This is a genomic window from Butyrivibrio sp. MC2021 (assembly GCF_000621605.1).
Classification (GTDB): Bacteria; Bacillota; Clostridia; order Lachnospirales; family Lachnospiraceae; genus Butyrivibrio.
This window is the reverse complement of record NZ_JHXX01000010.1, coordinates 86,409-101,068: the sequence shown is the minus strand read 5'-3', so window position 1 is coordinate 101,068 and position 14,660 is coordinate 86,409. Positions and strand designations below refer to the sequence as shown.

Here is a 14,660-nt window from a genome sequence, read left to right as displayed (position 1 = left end):
CTTGTAGAATTGTATACATGTATAAGGCAGGAGGGATTTTATGGTTACAACGTTAGAAACCGGATGCTATCTGGTAAATGGAAATACTTTGGTACCCGATAATTCAGAAGCTATGGCGCAGCTTTCTGCTTTGGGAGCAGGTGATGCTACCAAGGAGACCGCCAGACAGAATACCATTGCCTATGGCATTCTAAAGGCCCATAACACTTCCGGAAATATGGACAAGCTCTGCGTTAAGTTCGATAAGCTTACTTCTCACGATATCACTTACGTAGGAATCATTCAGACAGCAAGGGCTTCAGGCCTTGAGAAATTCCCTATTCCATACGTTTTGACCAACTGCCATAACTCACTTTGCGCAGTAGGCGGAACCATCAACGAAGATGACCACATGTTTGGACTTACCGCTGCGCAGAAATACGGCGGAATCTATGTACCACCTCATCAGGCGGTAATTCATCAGTTTGCAAGAGAGATGCTGGCTGAGAGCGGAGCAATGATCCTTGGTTCCGACTCCCACACCAGATACGGTGCTCTGGGCACCATGGCCATCGGAGAGGGCGGCCCCGAGCTTGTTAAGCAGCTTCTGGGACAGACCTATGACGTTGACATGCCCGGCGTAGTAGCTATTTACCTTGAGGGAGAGCCCAAGAAGGGTGTAGGTCCTCAGGACGTTGCCCTGGCTATCATCGGCAAGGTATTCGGCGACGGCTATGTTAAGAATAAGGTAATGGAGTTCGTAGGCCCCGGTGTTGAGAAGCTTTCCGCAGACTTCCGTATCGGTGTGGACGTAATGACAACAGAGACCACCTGCCTGTCTTCAATCTGGCAGACAGATGATGAGATAAAGGATTTCTATGATATCCACGGAAGAAGCGAATGTTACAAGGAACTTAAGCCCGGCAAGGTTGCTTACTATGACGGTGTAGTTAAGGTTGATCTTTCAGCTCTTAATCCTATGATCGCCATGCCTTTCCACCCCAGCAACGTATATGAGATCGCTGAGGTTAACGCAAACGCAGCCGACATCCTGGCTGACGTTGAGAAGCGCGCAAGAGTAAGCTTCGGTGACAAGGTTGAGTTCTCTCTTCAGAATAAGATCAGGAACGGCAAGTTAATGGTTGATCAGGGAATCATCGCAGGCTGCGCCGGCGGCGGATTTGAGAATATCTGCGCTGCAGCTGACATCCTCAAGGGCAGATTTATCGGAAACGACAGATTTACCCTCAGCGTTTACCCTGCTTCAACACCTATATATATGGAGATCGTCAAGAACGGCGCGGCTGCAGCTATCATGGAGTCCGGTGCGATCCTTAAGACCGCTTTCTGCGGACCATGCTTCGGCGCAGGCGACACACCTGCCAACAACGCCTTCAGTATCAGACACTCCACCAGAAACTTCCCTAACCGTGAGGGCTCCAAGGTTCAGAACGGTCAGGTTGCTTCCGTGGCACTTATGGATGCCAGATCCATCGCCGCAACTGCTGCTAATCAGGGTGTTCTCACTCCTGCTACAGAGTTCGACGGTGAGCTTCAGAAATATAAATATCACTATGACAGCAAGATCTACGCTAACCGCGTATTTGATTCCAAGGGTAAGGCAGACCCTTCAGTAGAGCTGCAGCTTGGCCCCAACATCAAGGACTGGCCCAGCATGGTGGCTCTTACAGATAACCTGCTTCTCAAGGTTGTATCAGAGATCCATGATCCTGTTACCACAACAGATGAGCTGATCCCTTCAGGAGAGACCTCATCCTACAGATCCAATCCTCTGGGCCTTGCAGAGTTCACTCTTTCAAGAAAGGATCCTGAGTACGTAGGAAGAGCAAAAGAGGTTTATGCCCAGGAGCTCAAGAGACGTGAGAATACTGCTCTTGATACACTGGAGCCTGAGGTTGCAGAGGCTGTTAAAGCTATCCTTAAGTCTTATCCTGATGTTACCTCATCCAATACCGGCATCGGCTCCACCATTTTTGCAGTGAAGCCCGGAGATGGCTCCGCAAGAGAGCAGGCTGCTTCCTGCCAGAAGGTTCTTGGCGGATGGGCTAACATCGCCAACGAGTACGCCACCAAGCGTTACCGCTCCAATCTTATCAACTGGGGTATGCTTCCTTTCATAATCAAGGAGGGCGAGCTTCCCTTCAGGAACCTTGATTACATCTTCCTTCCCGGCATCAGGAAGGCCGTTGAGAACAAGGACAGCGAGATTAAGGCCTTTGCGGTTAAGGATGGCGAGCTCAAGGAGTTTACTCTTACACTGGGCGGACTTACAGATGATGAGAGACAGATCATTCTTGATGGTTGCTTAATTAACTATAATCGAGTAAAGTAAGAGTGTTCACACACTATAATTCGAGAAAGTTTTTTATGGCACATTTTCTAAGAGGGGCAAAAAGGATTTCTAAATATCTTGCAGCGGTTATGCTGCTTGGAAGCGTCGCAGGCTGCGGCGCTTCTTCGGTTGAAACAAAAACTGAGGAACCGGAAGCGGTGCAGCAGGCCCAGGTGGCAGCAACCAACGTCAACACTGACTATGAGTCTCCGGTGCAGATTCCCGGGACCTTGGTGGACCAGGTGGGCTTTAATACCGGCTCCGACAAGATAGTTATTTTTAAGGGTGAGAACCTTCCCAAGAGTTTTTCCATTAAGGACTTAGAGACCGGTGAAGTGGTATATACCGGGGATATTCCGGAAGTATCTGAGGGCAGGACCTACACCCTTTCCAGGTTCACGGATTTTAAGACCAGGGGAAAATACTGTATCTACACCGATACTCTCGGAGAATCCTACTCTTTTTCTATTGATGATGATGTATACGGAGGCGTGTTTAATACCGCCTGCAGGAAATATTACCTCAACAGATGCGGCAGCAGCCTTTCCGAGGGCTTTGCAGGGGACAGTGCCCGCAGCGCCTGCCACACCTCCATGGCCCATCTTCAGGAGGACCCGGCAAAGGAGCTGGATGTCACCGGAGGCTGGCACATGGATGCCCAGGCTGACAGGGACACAGCCCTTGGCAGCAGGATAGCGGAGCAGCTTCTTATTGCCTATGAGCTCAACGAGAAGGTCTTTTGCGATGAGTGCGGTATCCCCGAGAGTGGCAACGGAGTTCCGGATATTCTGGACGAGATAAGATACGAAGTGGACTGGCTTCTTAAGATGCAGGATTCCACCTCAGGAGGCGAGTATGGGGCAGCCCTTACGGTCATGGGCCAGGAAAGTGATGTTTTCACCGCGCCGGTTGCAGTAACTCCTGTTTCCATGGAGTCAACCATAGCTTTTGCTTCCATGATGGCGAGATTTTCCTATTTTTATCAGAAGTTTGATTCTGAATATGCAACAACCTGTCTTAGAGCCGCTGACAGGGCCTTTAACTGTTATCTGAATAATCAGACCGCGCCCAACACACCGGAGGCTTTTAAGGCTGCAGCCCAGCTCTATCGCGCCACCGGCGGTGAGACCTATGCCAAGGTTCTGGAGGACTGTTTTTCCACCAAGGGATTTCTGGATAACTTCGGCGAGGATGAGAATGTTTTCCTCGGGGCTGTAACTTATATTTCCACCAGTCAGCCCGTGGATATGGACCGCTGCAGCGTTATCATGAAGGCTCTTATGAAGAGGGCTGAGGCCATCGCCAAGACCTCCCAGGAGGAGGTATTCAGGGTCTCCGATCCCGAGAACGAGGGGAACTTTGATAAGATCCTGGATGACATGAGATGTCTTTCCATAACCAATCACATTATTTACAATCACGAATATACCACTATAATAGAGAATCACGCCCACTATATGCTGGGAATGAATCCCGAGGCCATCAATTTCCTTTCGGAGGACACCGAGAGGACCTATCTTGATGCTGATAAGAGCGGCGTCATGAACGATCCCGGAGAGAATGCCCTTCTGATACTGATGCTCAGTGCCATAACCGGGAAGTAAAAAGTTACTATTCACAGTAGAATCACGCACTAGCTGCGTGATTCGTGAGAATATGATACAAGAGTGAGGGGCGATCTTTTGCGAAGCAAAACTTTAATATCGCCCCGAATGTTACTATGAGCAGGCGTAAGACTGTGAATAGTAACAGTAAAAAGGGTCACAGCATTTTTTACCATGTACATGCAAGGATAAGGATTTGCACCTCTGAAGGGTCAGTGCTAAGATGTTGACAGGATTGAGTGGAAAAATATGAATACGAATATTAATGGACTAAATATAAATTATATAGATGAGGGACAGGGACCGCTTCTTGTGCTTCTACACGGCTGGGGCTCCAATATTGAGCTCTTTAAGGGTGTCATTGATTTCACCCGCACCAAATATCACGTGGTGGCTATGGATATGCCGGGCTTTGGTAAGAGCGATGAGCCGAAGGAGCCCATGGATGTGGACGACTACGTGAATTTTGTGCTGGCCTTTATTAAAGAGCTGTATCCTCAGGAAAAAGAGATCATGTTCCTGGGCCATTCCATGGGAGGAAGGATCATCATCAAGCTTACCGCCGGGATCCACGACGGCAGGATCAAGGCTGATTTCACAGTGCCTAAGGTCATCCTTACGGACGCAGCGGGCATCAAGCCTGTAAGGACAGCGGCTCAGAATAAGAGAACAAAGAGATACAAGTTCTATAAGAATCTCATAACCAGGACCGGGATCGTTAAGCTCTTCCCGGGAACTCTCGATGCCCTTCAGAAGAAGTTTGGAAGTGCGGACTACGCCGCGGCTTCTCCTGTTATGAGGCAGAGCCTTGTGAAGGTTGTTAATGAGGACCTGGCGCCCTACATGCCTTCCGTGACCATGCCGGCTCTTCTTATCTGGGGAGATCAGGACACCGCCACACCTTTATCGGACGGTCAGCAGATGGAGAAGCTTATGCCTGAGGCAGGTCTTGCGGTCATTAACGGCGTGGGACACTACTCATTTTTGGAGAATCCGTTCCTTTACAACAAGATTCTCGGAAGCTTTTTGGGAATTAACTAAAGTTTACTTAATGTGAGGTTTTTTATGGTTTTTGCAATAGTACTTATGGTGTACGCGCCGCCGATTATACTTGCAGTATTGGGACTTCGTTATCACACCCATATGCTGCAGCTCTCCAGCTATCAGTTCCAGGGGTATTTCAGACACCTGCGGAACAGTAAGCTGTTGCTGCTGGCGCATCTTCTTTTTTTAATAAGGGGAATTGCCCAGAGGGCGGTGGAGATCCTTCCCAAGTCTGTGAGAATTGTCGGTGCTCTGGCGCTGCTTGCGGCTTACCTGTGGCTTCTTTTTAGGTATATACCAAAGCCTGCCAAGAAAAAGTTCGTGGTGACAGCAAGAGTTAAGCGCTTGTTTGCAACCTACACTGTATTGTCAGTTCTGATACTTTTCCTTCCCTGGATTGTGTTAATTATAGAAACAGCAAGGGGCAATGCTTTTATTGGCGGAGATGTTTACAGGCCGGCGTTTATTTATGTTTCGTTGATTCCTTTTATCCCCGCAATGGCCAATTTCATCAATAAGCCCATTGAAAAGAGCATCAATCAACACTACATTGATGATGCGGTGAGGATCCTTAAGAGCAACAAGGACCTTCGTATCATCGGAATCACAGGAAGCTACGGCAAGACCAGCGTTAAGTATTATCTGACCACTCTTTTATCAGAGGGCTTCAGAGTCCTTATGACTCCCGAGAGCTTCAACACTCCCATGGGTATTGTCAGAACTATAAGAGAGCATATGAAGCCTACCCACCAGATCTTCGTCTGCGAGATGGGTGCAAGGCATTTACACGATATCAAGGAAATCACAGATTTCGTTCATCCCGATGACGGTATTGTCACCTCCATCGGATACCAGCACCTGGAGACCTTCCACAGCCTTGATAACATCATCAGCACCAAGTACGAGCTGCTTGATGCTGTGGATGAGAAGGAGAAGGCTGAGGGCAGGCAGGAAGGCAAGCATCTCAAATTCGTAAACGCAGATAACGAGATAATCCGCGCCAACATGAAGTACAAGGATGCCATAACCTACGGACTTTCAGAAGGCTGCGACTATAGGGCAACGGACCTTAAGGTCACCGGCGCCGGAACCTCTTTTACCGTCACATCACCAAAGGGCGAGACCGCAGAGTTCTCCACAAGACTTGTGGGTAGACACAACGTTGAGAATATCATGGGCGCCATCGCCTGCGCAAGCAGCCTTGGAATCCCGCTTACCAAGCTTAAGATGGCGGTCAGAAGGCTCCAGAGCGTGCCCCACAGACTTGAGCTTACCAGGCACGGCAATGTTTCAATCTTAGACGACGCCTACAATTCCAACCCCAACGGAGCCAAGGTGGCTCTGGAGACCCTTTCTCTTTTTGAAGGAAGCGTCAAGATCCTGGTTACCCCCGGAATGGTGGAGCTGGGTGAAAAAGAGGATGAGTACAACAAGGAATTCGGTAAGCAGGCAGCAGCTGTCTGCGATTACATCATCCTGGTGGGTGAGAAGCAGACCCAGGCCATTAAGGAGGGAATCCTTGAGGCGGGCTTTGACAGCGAGAGGCTCTTTGTAAAGAACAGTTTCAATGAGGCTTCAGCCCTTATGTATGAGCTTGATGCAGGAAGAGAAAAGGTAATTCTTTTGGAGAATGATTTACCGGACAACTATTGATATAGGTGTCCTATTATTGAAGAAATAGAAAGAAGGATATTATGAGTTTAAAAGTTGCAGTTTTATTCGGCGGAAAAAGTACAGAGCATGAGATCTCCATTATCTCTGCCATCCAGGCCATTGGCCATATCAACAAGGACAAGTACGAGGTGATTCCTGTTTACATCACCAAGGAAAATGACTTCTATGTGGGCGAGGACATCGGCAAGATCGAGGAGTACACCCATATCCCCCAGCTCCTTGCCAAGAGCACACAGGTTGTATGGATCAAGGAAAAAGAGAAGGTTTCTCTTGTGCGCTATCCCATGAAGAAGTTTGGAAACAACGTCATCACCACTGTTGACGTGGCATTCCCCATCGTTCACGGAACCAACGTGGAGGACGGAACCCTTCAGGGCTTCCTGGCTACTCTGGGACTTCCCGTTGTGGGCTGCGACGTTCTTTCATCCGCAGTTGGTATGAACAAATATGTAATGAAGACAGTTCTTAAGGACAACGGAATCCCTGTTCTTGACTGCAAGTGCTACACCTGGAAGGATTACGAGGATGTGGACGGCCTTGTGGCTAAGATCGAGAAGGAGTTCACCTATCCTGTTATTATTAAGCCCCTTAACCTTGGTTCAAGTATCGGAATCAAGAAGGCTTCTGACAGAGAGGGACTTCTTGAGGCATTGGAGCTGGGCTTTGAGTTCTCAAGAAAGATCCTTGTAGAGCCTGCCATCACAGATCTCAAGGAGATCAACTGCGCGGTTCTGGGTGACTATGAATATGCTCAGGCCTCCGAGTGCGAAGAACCTGTTAACTCAGACGATATCCTCTCCTTCGAGGATAAATATATAGGCGGCGCCAAGGGTTCAGCCAAGGGCGGTGCCAAGACCGGCGGCAGCAAGGGAATGGCTTCTCTTAAGAGAAAGATTCCTGCTGAGATCAGCAGCCAGATGCGCGATGACATCAGAAAGATGGCTGTAGATGCCTTCATCTGCCTTGGCTGCAGCGGCGTTTCACGTATCGACTTTATGCTGGATCAGGCTACAGGCAAGGTATATCTCAACGAGATCAACACCATTCCTGGATCCCTTTCCTTCTATCTCTGGGAGCCCCTGGGAATGAAGTACGAGACACTTTTGGACAATATGATTGAGCTTGCCCTTAAAGCAGACAGAGAGAGTCACAAGGTGGTTTACTCCTTCGAGACCAACGTCCTGGAGGGCGTTCACCTGGGCGGCGGAACTAAAGGAAGCAAGATGTAAAAAGTAACAAAGAAATGGACCTGGGGGACGGGGGTGTAGGTCCATTTCTCCGTTACTTTTCATTTTTCAAATATGTTTCTTCAACGATATTCTTCACGTACTGATCGATATTCTTCTGATCTTCTTTATCTAAATCCTTAATTACAATAGGCTTGCAATACTCGATGGTTACATGTGTGCTCTTGATAAAGGGCATATGCTTCTCGAGGATCTCGTCTGATTTGTTGATTACCACGGGAACGATGGGACAGCCTGTTTTCTGGGCTATCTTGAAGCTTCCCTTGTGGAATTCCCCCAGGGGCTGGTCTGTCTTGTTTCTTGTTCCCTCAGGATAAATGAATATTGAAATGCCGCTTTTTACCTTCTCTATTGCGGTGAGGACCATCTCCAGGCCCTTTCTGATGTCGCTTCTGTCAAGGAAGAGGCAGTCCAGGTAGATCATCCAGATGTTAAGAAGGGGAACCTTCAGGATCTCCTTCTTGGCGATAAAGCCTGTGGGATTGGGAACCCTCGGATAAGCGATAACTATATCGAAAATACTGCGGTGGTTGCCCACATACAAAACGGCCTGATCCTTGGGAACGTTCTCCTCGCCGATGACGGTTCTTTTAACACCGCTGATAAAGGAAACCACGTTGAAGGCCCAGCCTACGATGGCGAGAGAAGCTCTCTTTTTTGCCATGGGATTGAACTTGCCGATTATAAGCAGAACTCCCTGGATGGGAAGGCTCACTATCAGGAAAATAACCACAAACAGTACTGCCAGAATTGATCGAATCATCAAAATTACCTCATTTCTATTTTTTCAATGATGATTATAACATATAATCATTTACAGTAAAAAAGTTCCGGTGTTAAAGTAGATGTAGTTTTGGACAGAAAAAGGGAGGAACAGGGAATGATCCTTATTAAGAACGGAAATCTGATTGATCCCGCCAGCGGCATCAGCGGGTTATATGATATTTTGATCGACGATGAAAATATCGCCATGGTAGGCGCCTGCGGAAGTCTCGACGACGTGGCCGCAGAGGCTGCCATGTACGGGGCGGATGAGACCACAGGCAAGGCTGAGGTCACAGAGATCGACGCCACAGGCTGCGTTGTGGCTCCGGGACTGGTGGACTGCCACGTGCACTTCAGAGACCCGGGCTTTACCTATAAAGAGGACATAGACACCGGGGCTGCGGCTGCCGCAAGGGGCGGTTTTACCACCGTTGTCATGATGGGAAACACCAATCCCCATCCCGATAATACAGAGACCGTAAAGGACATGATCGCCAGGGGCGAGAAGACCGGAATCAAGGTTCTTTGCTGCGGCAATGTAACTAAGAACATGGCGGGCAAGGAGCTGGTGGACATGAAGGCCCTGGCTGAGGCGGGAGCAGTGCTTTTTACCGATGACGGCGTGCCGGTCCTCAATGAGAAGCTCATGGAGAAGGCCTGTGAAGTGGCCAAGGACCTGGGAATGCTCATCAGCCTTCACGAGGAGGATCCCCAGTTCATCGCAGAGAACGGCATCAACGCAGGAGAAGTGGCTGAGACCCTGGGAATCAGAGGTTCCCACAGAAACGCAGAGATGTCCATGGTGGACAGGGATATCAAGATCGCAGAAAAGACCGGCGCCGGAATCGTGGTTCAGCATATCAGTACCGCCGGAGCCGTGGATATGATAAGAGAAGCCAAAAAGCGCGGCGTTAAGGTCTTTGCAGAGGCAACACCTCACCATTTTACCCTGACAGAGGAAGCTGTGCTTAAATACGGGGCTCTGGCCAAGATGAATCCTCCCCTTCGCAGAGAGAGCGACAGGCAGGCCATCATCGCAGGCCTTAAGGACGGCACCATCGAGATGATAGCCACAGACCACGCCCCTCATTCAAGAGAGGAGAAGGGAAAAGAGCTCACCAAGGCCCCCAGCGGCATTACAGGCCTTGAGACCTCCCTGGCTCTTGGAATCAGAGAGCTGGTTAAGCCCGGATTTTTGACCCTGGCTGAGCTTATCGCCAGAATGACCTGGGGCCCCGCTGCTGTTTACGGCCTTGATGCGGGATATATCAGACAGGGAGCCGATGCGGATCTTGTGATCTTTAATCCAGACGAGGAGTGGAGCTTTGTTCAGTCCAAGTCCAAATCCTCCAACACACCTTTCCTTGGAGAGAGACTTCCCGGCAGGATACATTACACAATTTGCCGCGGCAAGATTGTTTACATGGACTAAGCATATATGGTATTGTTTATTGCGAATGCTTTGAAAACAGAGATTTGAAACGAGGTAGCTTGTGATGTCTAAGAAAAGTATGGCGGCAGCGAGGGTTTTGAGCCAGAACCTTCTTGCTGAGGGTATCTATGATCTGTGGCTTGAGACCCCTATAGCACAGGACGCTTGTCCCGGGCAGTTCGTTGGGGTATATCCCACCAATAAATCAACACTTCTTCCAAGACCCATCAGTATCTGCGAGGTGGACAAGGAGAGATCCGCGATCCGTCTTGTGTACAGGGTTGTAGGAAGCGGCACCGCAGAGTTTGCGTTGTATCAGCCCGAGGATTACATCAAGATCCTGGGGGTTCTCGGCAACGGTTTCCCTTTGGAAGCTGCTGCGGGAAAAAAGGTCGTTGTCATGGGCGGCGGCATCGGAGTCCCTCCCCTTCTTGAAACAGCCAAGAGACTTGCGGCTGCAGAAACAGCTGTTAAGCCTGTTAAGGTCAGCGCCGTTATGGGCTATAGAAATTCTGAGACCTTCCTTTCCGAGGAGTTTGCCAAATATGCGGACATGTTCACCGCCACAGAGGACGGCAGCATCGGAACCAAAGGAAATGTCATTGACGCCATGAGAGAGCAGAACATAGAAGCCGATGTAATTTTTGCCTGCGGCCCCATGCCTATGCTTAGGGCTATCAAGAATTACGCTCAGGAAAAGGGCATCAAGGCTTACCTTTCACTGGAAGAGCGCATGGCCTGCGGCGTCGGAGCCTGCCTTGGATGTATCTGCAAGACCACTAAGGTGGATCACCATTCCCACGTTAACAATGCCCGCATCTGCACCGACGGACCGGTGTTTGACGCGGATGACTTAGATATGTGAGGAGGGCGGACATGAATACATCAGTTGAAATTGCAGGAGTAAAATTCAAAAATCCCGTAATGACAGCCTCCGGAACCTTCGGATCCGGCATGGAGTATGCGGATTTTGTTGATCTTAATAAATTGGGAGCTGTGGTTACCAAGGGCGTTGCCAATGTGCCCTGGCCCGGCAATCCCACCCCGAGAGTTACTGAGGTTTACGGCGGAATGCTCAATGCCATCGGCCTTCAGAACCCGGGAGTTGAGGTTTTTGCAAACAGAGACCTGAAGTTCCTCAAGGATTATGACACCAAGGTCATCGTCAATGTCTGCGGCAAATCCGTGGAGGACTATTTAGAGGTTGTGGAGCGCCTTGGAGATGAGGAGAGAGTGGACATGCTGGAGATCAACGTGTCCTGTCCCAATGTAAAAGAGGGAGCCATCGCCTTTGGACAAAAGAGCGCAGCTCTTTATGACATAACTTCCAGAATAAAAGAGGTGGCAAAGCAGCCCATTATCATGAAGCTCAGCCCCAATGTCACCAGCATCGCTGAGATGGCCAAGGCCGCAGAGGCTGCGGGAGCGGATGCCATCTCCCTTATCAATACCATTACCGGGATGAAGATCGATATCCACAAGAGGAAATTCGCCCTGGCCAACAAGACAGGAGGCCTCTCAGGCCCTGCCATCAAGCCTGTGGCAGTTCGCATGGTATACGAGGCTGCTCATGCGGTGAACATTCCCATTATCGGAATGGGCGGAATCGCCAACGCTGAGGATGCCATAGAGTTTATCATGGCGGGAGCCACAGCCATAGCCGTGGGAGCCATGAACTTCCATGATCCCTACACCACAGAGAAGGTGGTAGAAGGCATCGAGGAGTACATGACCAGATACGGAGTGCAGGATATAAACGAATTAAGAGGAATTGTAGAATAATAAGAATAACAAAACTTGAGCCGGGTATTGTGAGTACCCGGCTCAATGTGTTACTAGCAACGTTTAAGTTTCTGTTTTTCCGGTGAGATCGTCGAAGCCCTTCATCACTGCTTCATAGGTGCGTTTTGAGATATCAGGAAGCTCACCGCCCCAGGTCTTTTCAGCCTGTGCGTAGCCCTTCTCAAAAGCTGCCCTCATTTTTTCCAGCTTCTCGGGATCGTCCCCGGCCAGTGTCTTGGCAAAGTCGAGGATTCTTTCCGAGGTCTGATTAACGCCCCAGTATCCATCCTCTGCTATGTCAGCCTGTGCCTGTGCTTTGGTAGCTGCATCCACTGTGAAGTCGCCCTTTGCAAGGAACTTCCAGATGGAATCCTCATCATTGTCAGAATTGGCGATGCCATAGGCCTTGGCCTGCTTGCCCATCATCTTCTGGACGATGTCAAGGAGCTGTGCCTTGCGCTGCTCTACGTCAGCCTGCATCTGTCTGATGATCTTGGTTCTGTCCGCTTCCTTCTGAGAAATCGTGGTGGTTTGCGCGCTTTCATCAGATTTCTCATAAACGGCTGCAGCTTCCGATTTTGCCTGTACTTCCGAATCTTTTTTCTTTTCCTCAACCTGAGGATTTACAGTGGAAGTATAAGCTGTTGCGATGTTGTTAGTAACCTCGGTAACTCCGTTTACGCCCATACCGAACTCCTTTTCCGCGACAGGTTTACTAAATACCGCGCTTGAAACGAAAACCATGGTTTACCTAATCCTCTTATCGGCAGAATTTCAAAAAACTTTAGTCTTTTTTTGAATTTTTTTTCTTGAGTTTAAAGATGGATAGTGGGAAGATTAAAAAAGCAGAGAATATCTGCACTTAATCGATTTAGCAAATATGTAAGAAAATGGTAGGTAATTATGACGATTGAAAAAAAGGCCTATGCCAAGATAAACCTGGGACTGGATGTCACCGGAAGAAGGGCTGACGGCTATCACATAGTGAGAATGATAATGCAGAACGTGGATCTGTATGACACCCTTACTTTTTCCGACAACGACACTGGGGAGATAGCTCTTTTTACAGAGTCCGACAAGATTCCCTCTGATGACAGCAATCTGATCTGCAAGGTTGCAAGGCAGCTCCAGGAAGAGTATAACGTCAAAAAAGGCGCAGATATAAGGCTTATCAAGAGGATTCCCGTGGCAGCGGGCATGGCAGGCGGAAGTACAGACGGAGCAGCGGCCTACACCGCACTGAATGAGCTCTGGGGCCTGGGACTTTCCAAAGAGGAGCTCTGCAGACTGGCGGTCAAGCTGGGAGCGGACATTCCCTACTGCATCCTGGGAGGCACAGCCCTGGCTGAGGGTATCGGCGAGGAGCTCACTATTTTGAAGGACATGAAGTACTGTCCCATTGTAATTGCCAAGCCCCCCATTGATGTTTCCACAGGCTGGGTCTACAAGGAGCTGGACAGCAAGGAGATAGAGAGCCACCCGGATATAGACGGCATAAGAGCAGCCATCGAGGCCGGTGATATCAGAAAGATGTGCGACCTTATAGGCAACGTTCTTGAGCCCGTAACTGCATCAAGATATCAGGAGATAGGGCAGCTTGAGGAGATTTTGGAAGCGGCCGGCGCTGTAAGAGCATTTATGACCGGCAGCGGCCCCACAGTTTTTGCTATATTTGAGGATCAGGACAAGGCAAAAGAGGCAGTGGATAAGGTTTTATCAAGTCATATAACGAAAGAGGTGTTTTTATCAGGGCCGATCAACCCTAACAACTGATCTGAGGGAGCAATATTATGAAAAAAAATGTCGATGTAACAGTAACCGGCATTCATTCCAGAGCCGGTGAGCCTACGGAAAAGATCATTACCAATTCCGCAGGTGTTTTTGAAGAAATGGAAGACGGCATGTGCGTCCTTGAATATGACGAGGAGCAGGATGCCGGCGGCGGAACCGTGAAGGTCCACAACAAGGTGTCCATAGCCCCTGACGGAAAGGGCATGGAGATCATCAGAGGCGGAGATATCAAGTCCAAGCTCGCCTTTGCGGACAGGCTTGAGTACGACACGGAGTATCACACTCCCTACGGCTCAATGCAGATGAAGGTTCGCACCAACAATTTTGATTTTATAAGAACCAGACAGGATGAAGAGATGAAGCTTATGGCGGAGTACGCCCTGGAGATGGGTGGCGAAGTTTTGTCGGATTCCATGATGGTAATAGAGATAAAAAATTCGGAGGCCCTTTAAGGACCTCCGATTATTTTGCATACAATATTCAATTTCTTATTTAATTACTTAACCATCTTGGCGCCGGCCTTTTCCTGAGCCTTAGCAACAAGATTCTTGAAGAAGCCCTTCTTTTCCTCTACAGCGGGACCCTTGTTGGCACGAAGGCCCTTGACCTCTGTTACATAGATTCCGCTTACGGACGCCTTAACTTCCTTCTTAACAGGAACCTTGTCGAAAATCTTCTCGTCGCAGATAAGACTCATAACTCTGTTACCGATTCTAACCTTGAGGATCGGAAGCTTGGATCTGCGAAGGAGCTTGGGTGTCTGCTCGATAACTGCCTGAGGAAGACCTGCTTCATTGAGCTTCATGCGCTTTTTATCGATAATAAGCATTGTAACTGACTGCTTCATAGCATCCAGCTGAGCCTGCTGCTCATCCTGCTTCTTCTGAGCTCTTTTTCCAAGGAAAATAAGTGCTACAACTAAGGCTGCCAAAACGACTAAAACAACGATTAATACTATAAGTCCAGTACTCACAACAAAACCCTCCGAA

At 49.1% G+C, this 14,660-nt stretch carries 13 protein-coding genes; 10 read left to right on the top strand and 3 right to left on the bottom strand.

Annotated elements, in window-relative coordinates:
• Positions 1 to 40 precede the first annotated feature (40 nt).
• From T359_RS0113800 to T359_RS0113780, 5 genes are all read left to right on the top strand, one after another.
• Positions 41 to 2,332 (top strand): hydratase, encoded by a 2,292-nt coding sequence (locus tag T359_RS0113800; protein WP_026517987.1) that lies wholly within the window; start codon positions 41 to 43, stop codon positions 2,330 to 2,332.
• A gap of 35 nt (positions 2,333 to 2,367) precedes the next feature.
• Complete coding sequence (locus T359_RS0113795) at positions 2,368 to 3,936, top strand: glycoside hydrolase family 9 protein (protein WP_081795590.1); 1,569 nt, start codon at positions 2,368 to 2,370, stop codon at positions 3,934 to 3,936.
• A 249-nt stretch (positions 3,937 to 4,185) separates the two neighbouring features.
• Entirely contained in the window at positions 4,186 to 4,977 is a 792-nt protein-coding gene (locus tag T359_RS0113790) for an alpha/beta fold hydrolase (RefSeq protein WP_026517985.1), read from the top strand.
• A gap of 24 nt (positions 4,978 to 5,001) precedes the next feature.
• Positions 5,002 to 6,633 carry a Mur ligase family protein gene (locus tag T359_RS0113785; RefSeq protein ID WP_026517984.1) on the top strand — a complete coding sequence of 544 codons (1,632 nt, stop codon included), beginning with the start codon at positions 5,002 to 5,004 and terminating at the stop codon, positions 6,631 to 6,633.
• Positions 6,634 to 6,674: 41 nt separating this feature from the next.
• Positions 6,675 to 7,883: a D-alanine--D-alanine ligase family protein gene (locus T359_RS0113780; protein WP_026517983.1), complete on the top strand. Its 1,209-nt coding sequence runs from the start codon at positions 6,675 to 6,677 to the stop codon at positions 7,881 to 7,883.
• A gap of 52 nt (positions 7,884 to 7,935) precedes the next feature.
• Here T359_RS0113780 and T359_RS0113775 read toward each other — a convergent pair whose 3' ends face one another.
• Entirely contained in the window at positions 7,936 to 8,664 is a 729-nt protein-coding gene (locus tag T359_RS0113775; protein WP_026517982.1) for a lysophospholipid acyltransferase family protein, read from the bottom strand.
• A gap of 117 nt (positions 8,665 to 8,781) precedes the next feature.
• Between T359_RS0113775 and T359_RS0113770 the strand changes: the two genes are divergently transcribed.
• The 3 genes from T359_RS0113770 (at position 8,782) to T359_RS0113760 (ending at position 11,880) form a co-directional block, all read left to right on the top strand.
• Positions 8,782 to 10,098, top strand: coding sequence for a dihydroorotase (locus T359_RS0113770; protein ID WP_026517981.1), 1,317 nt, complete (start codon positions 8,782 to 8,784; stop codon positions 10,096 to 10,098).
• Positions 10,099 to 10,162: 64 nt separating this feature from the next.
• Positions 10,163 to 10,963 (top strand): dihydroorotate dehydrogenase electron transfer subunit, encoded by an 801-nt coding sequence (locus tag T359_RS0113765; protein ID WP_026517980.1) that lies wholly within the window; start codon positions 10,163 to 10,165, stop codon positions 10,961 to 10,963.
• Between the two features lie 11 nt (positions 10,964 to 10,974).
• On the top strand, positions 10,975 to 11,880 hold the full coding sequence (locus T359_RS0113760) for a dihydroorotate dehydrogenase (protein ID WP_026517979.1): 906 nt from the start codon (positions 10,975 to 10,977) through the stop codon (positions 11,878 to 11,880).
• 63 nt (positions 11,881 to 11,943) lie between these two features.
• On the opposite strand, the gene T359_RS0113755 is transcribed toward T359_RS0113760, so the two are convergent.
• Positions 11,944 to 12,567 (bottom strand): hypothetical protein, encoded by a 624-nt coding sequence (locus T359_RS0113755; protein WP_026517978.1) that lies wholly within the window; start codon positions 12,565 to 12,567, stop codon positions 11,944 to 11,946.
• Between the two features lie 216 nt (positions 12,568 to 12,783).
• On the opposite strand from T359_RS0113755, the gene ispE reads away from it, so the two are divergent.
• On the top strand, positions 12,784 to 13,653 hold the full coding sequence (gene ispE / locus T359_RS0113750; RefSeq protein WP_026517977.1) for a 4-(cytidine 5'-diphospho)-2-C-methyl-D-erythritol kinase: 870 nt from the start codon (positions 12,784 to 12,786) through the stop codon (positions 13,651 to 13,653).
• 17 nt (positions 13,654 to 13,670) lie between these two features.
• The gene (locus T359_RS0113745; RefSeq protein ID WP_026517976.1) at positions 13,671 to 14,123 is read left to right on the top strand and encodes a DUF1934 domain-containing protein; all 453 of its coding nucleotides are present in this window, start codon (positions 13,671 to 13,673) and stop codon (positions 14,121 to 14,123) included.
• Positions 14,124 to 14,167: 44 nt separating this feature from the next.
• On the opposite strand, the gene T359_RS0113740 is transcribed toward T359_RS0113745, so the two are convergent.
• Complete coding sequence (locus T359_RS0113740; protein ID WP_026517975.1) at positions 14,168 to 14,644, bottom strand: hypothetical protein; 477 nt, start codon at positions 14,642 to 14,644, stop codon at positions 14,168 to 14,170.
• Positions 14,645 to 14,660: the final 16 nt, after the last annotated feature.

Coding starts and splice junctions, on each gene's coding strand:
- T359_RS0113800 (WP_026517987.1), top strand. CDS start 41: ATGGTTACAACGTTAGAAACCGGATGCTATCTGGTAAATGGAAATACT.
- T359_RS0113795 (WP_081795590.1), top strand. CDS start 2,368: ATGGCACATTTTCTAAGAGGGGCAAAAAGGATTTCTAAATATCTTGCA.
- T359_RS0113790 (WP_026517985.1), top strand. CDS start 4,186: ATGAATACGAATATTAATGGACTAAATATAAATTATATAGATGAGGGA.
- T359_RS0113785 (WP_026517984.1), top strand. CDS start 5,002: ATGGTTTTTGCAATAGTACTTATGGTGTACGCGCCGCCGATTATACTT.
- T359_RS0113780 (WP_026517983.1), top strand. CDS start 6,675: ATGAGTTTAAAAGTTGCAGTTTTATTCGGCGGAAAAAGTACAGAGCAT.
- T359_RS0113775 (WP_026517982.1), bottom strand. CDS start 8,664: ATGATTCGATCAATTCTGGCAGTACTGTTTGTGGTTATTTTCCTGATA.
- T359_RS0113770 (WP_026517981.1), top strand. CDS start 8,782: ATGATCCTTATTAAGAACGGAAATCTGATTGATCCCGCCAGCGGCATC.
- T359_RS0113765 (WP_026517980.1), top strand. CDS start 10,163: ATGTCTAAGAAAAGTATGGCGGCAGCGAGGGTTTTGAGCCAGAACCTT.
- T359_RS0113760 (WP_026517979.1), top strand. CDS start 10,975: ATGAATACATCAGTTGAAATTGCAGGAGTAAAATTCAAAAATCCCGTA.
- T359_RS0113755 (WP_026517978.1), bottom strand. CDS start 12,567: ATGGGCGTAAACGGAGTTACCGAGGTTACTAACAACATCGCAACAGCT.
- ispE (WP_026517977.1), top strand. CDS start 12,784: ATGACGATTGAAAAAAAGGCCTATGCCAAGATAAACCTGGGACTGGAT.
- T359_RS0113745 (WP_026517976.1), top strand. CDS start 13,671: ATGAAAAAAAATGTCGATGTAACAGTAACCGGCATTCATTCCAGAGCC.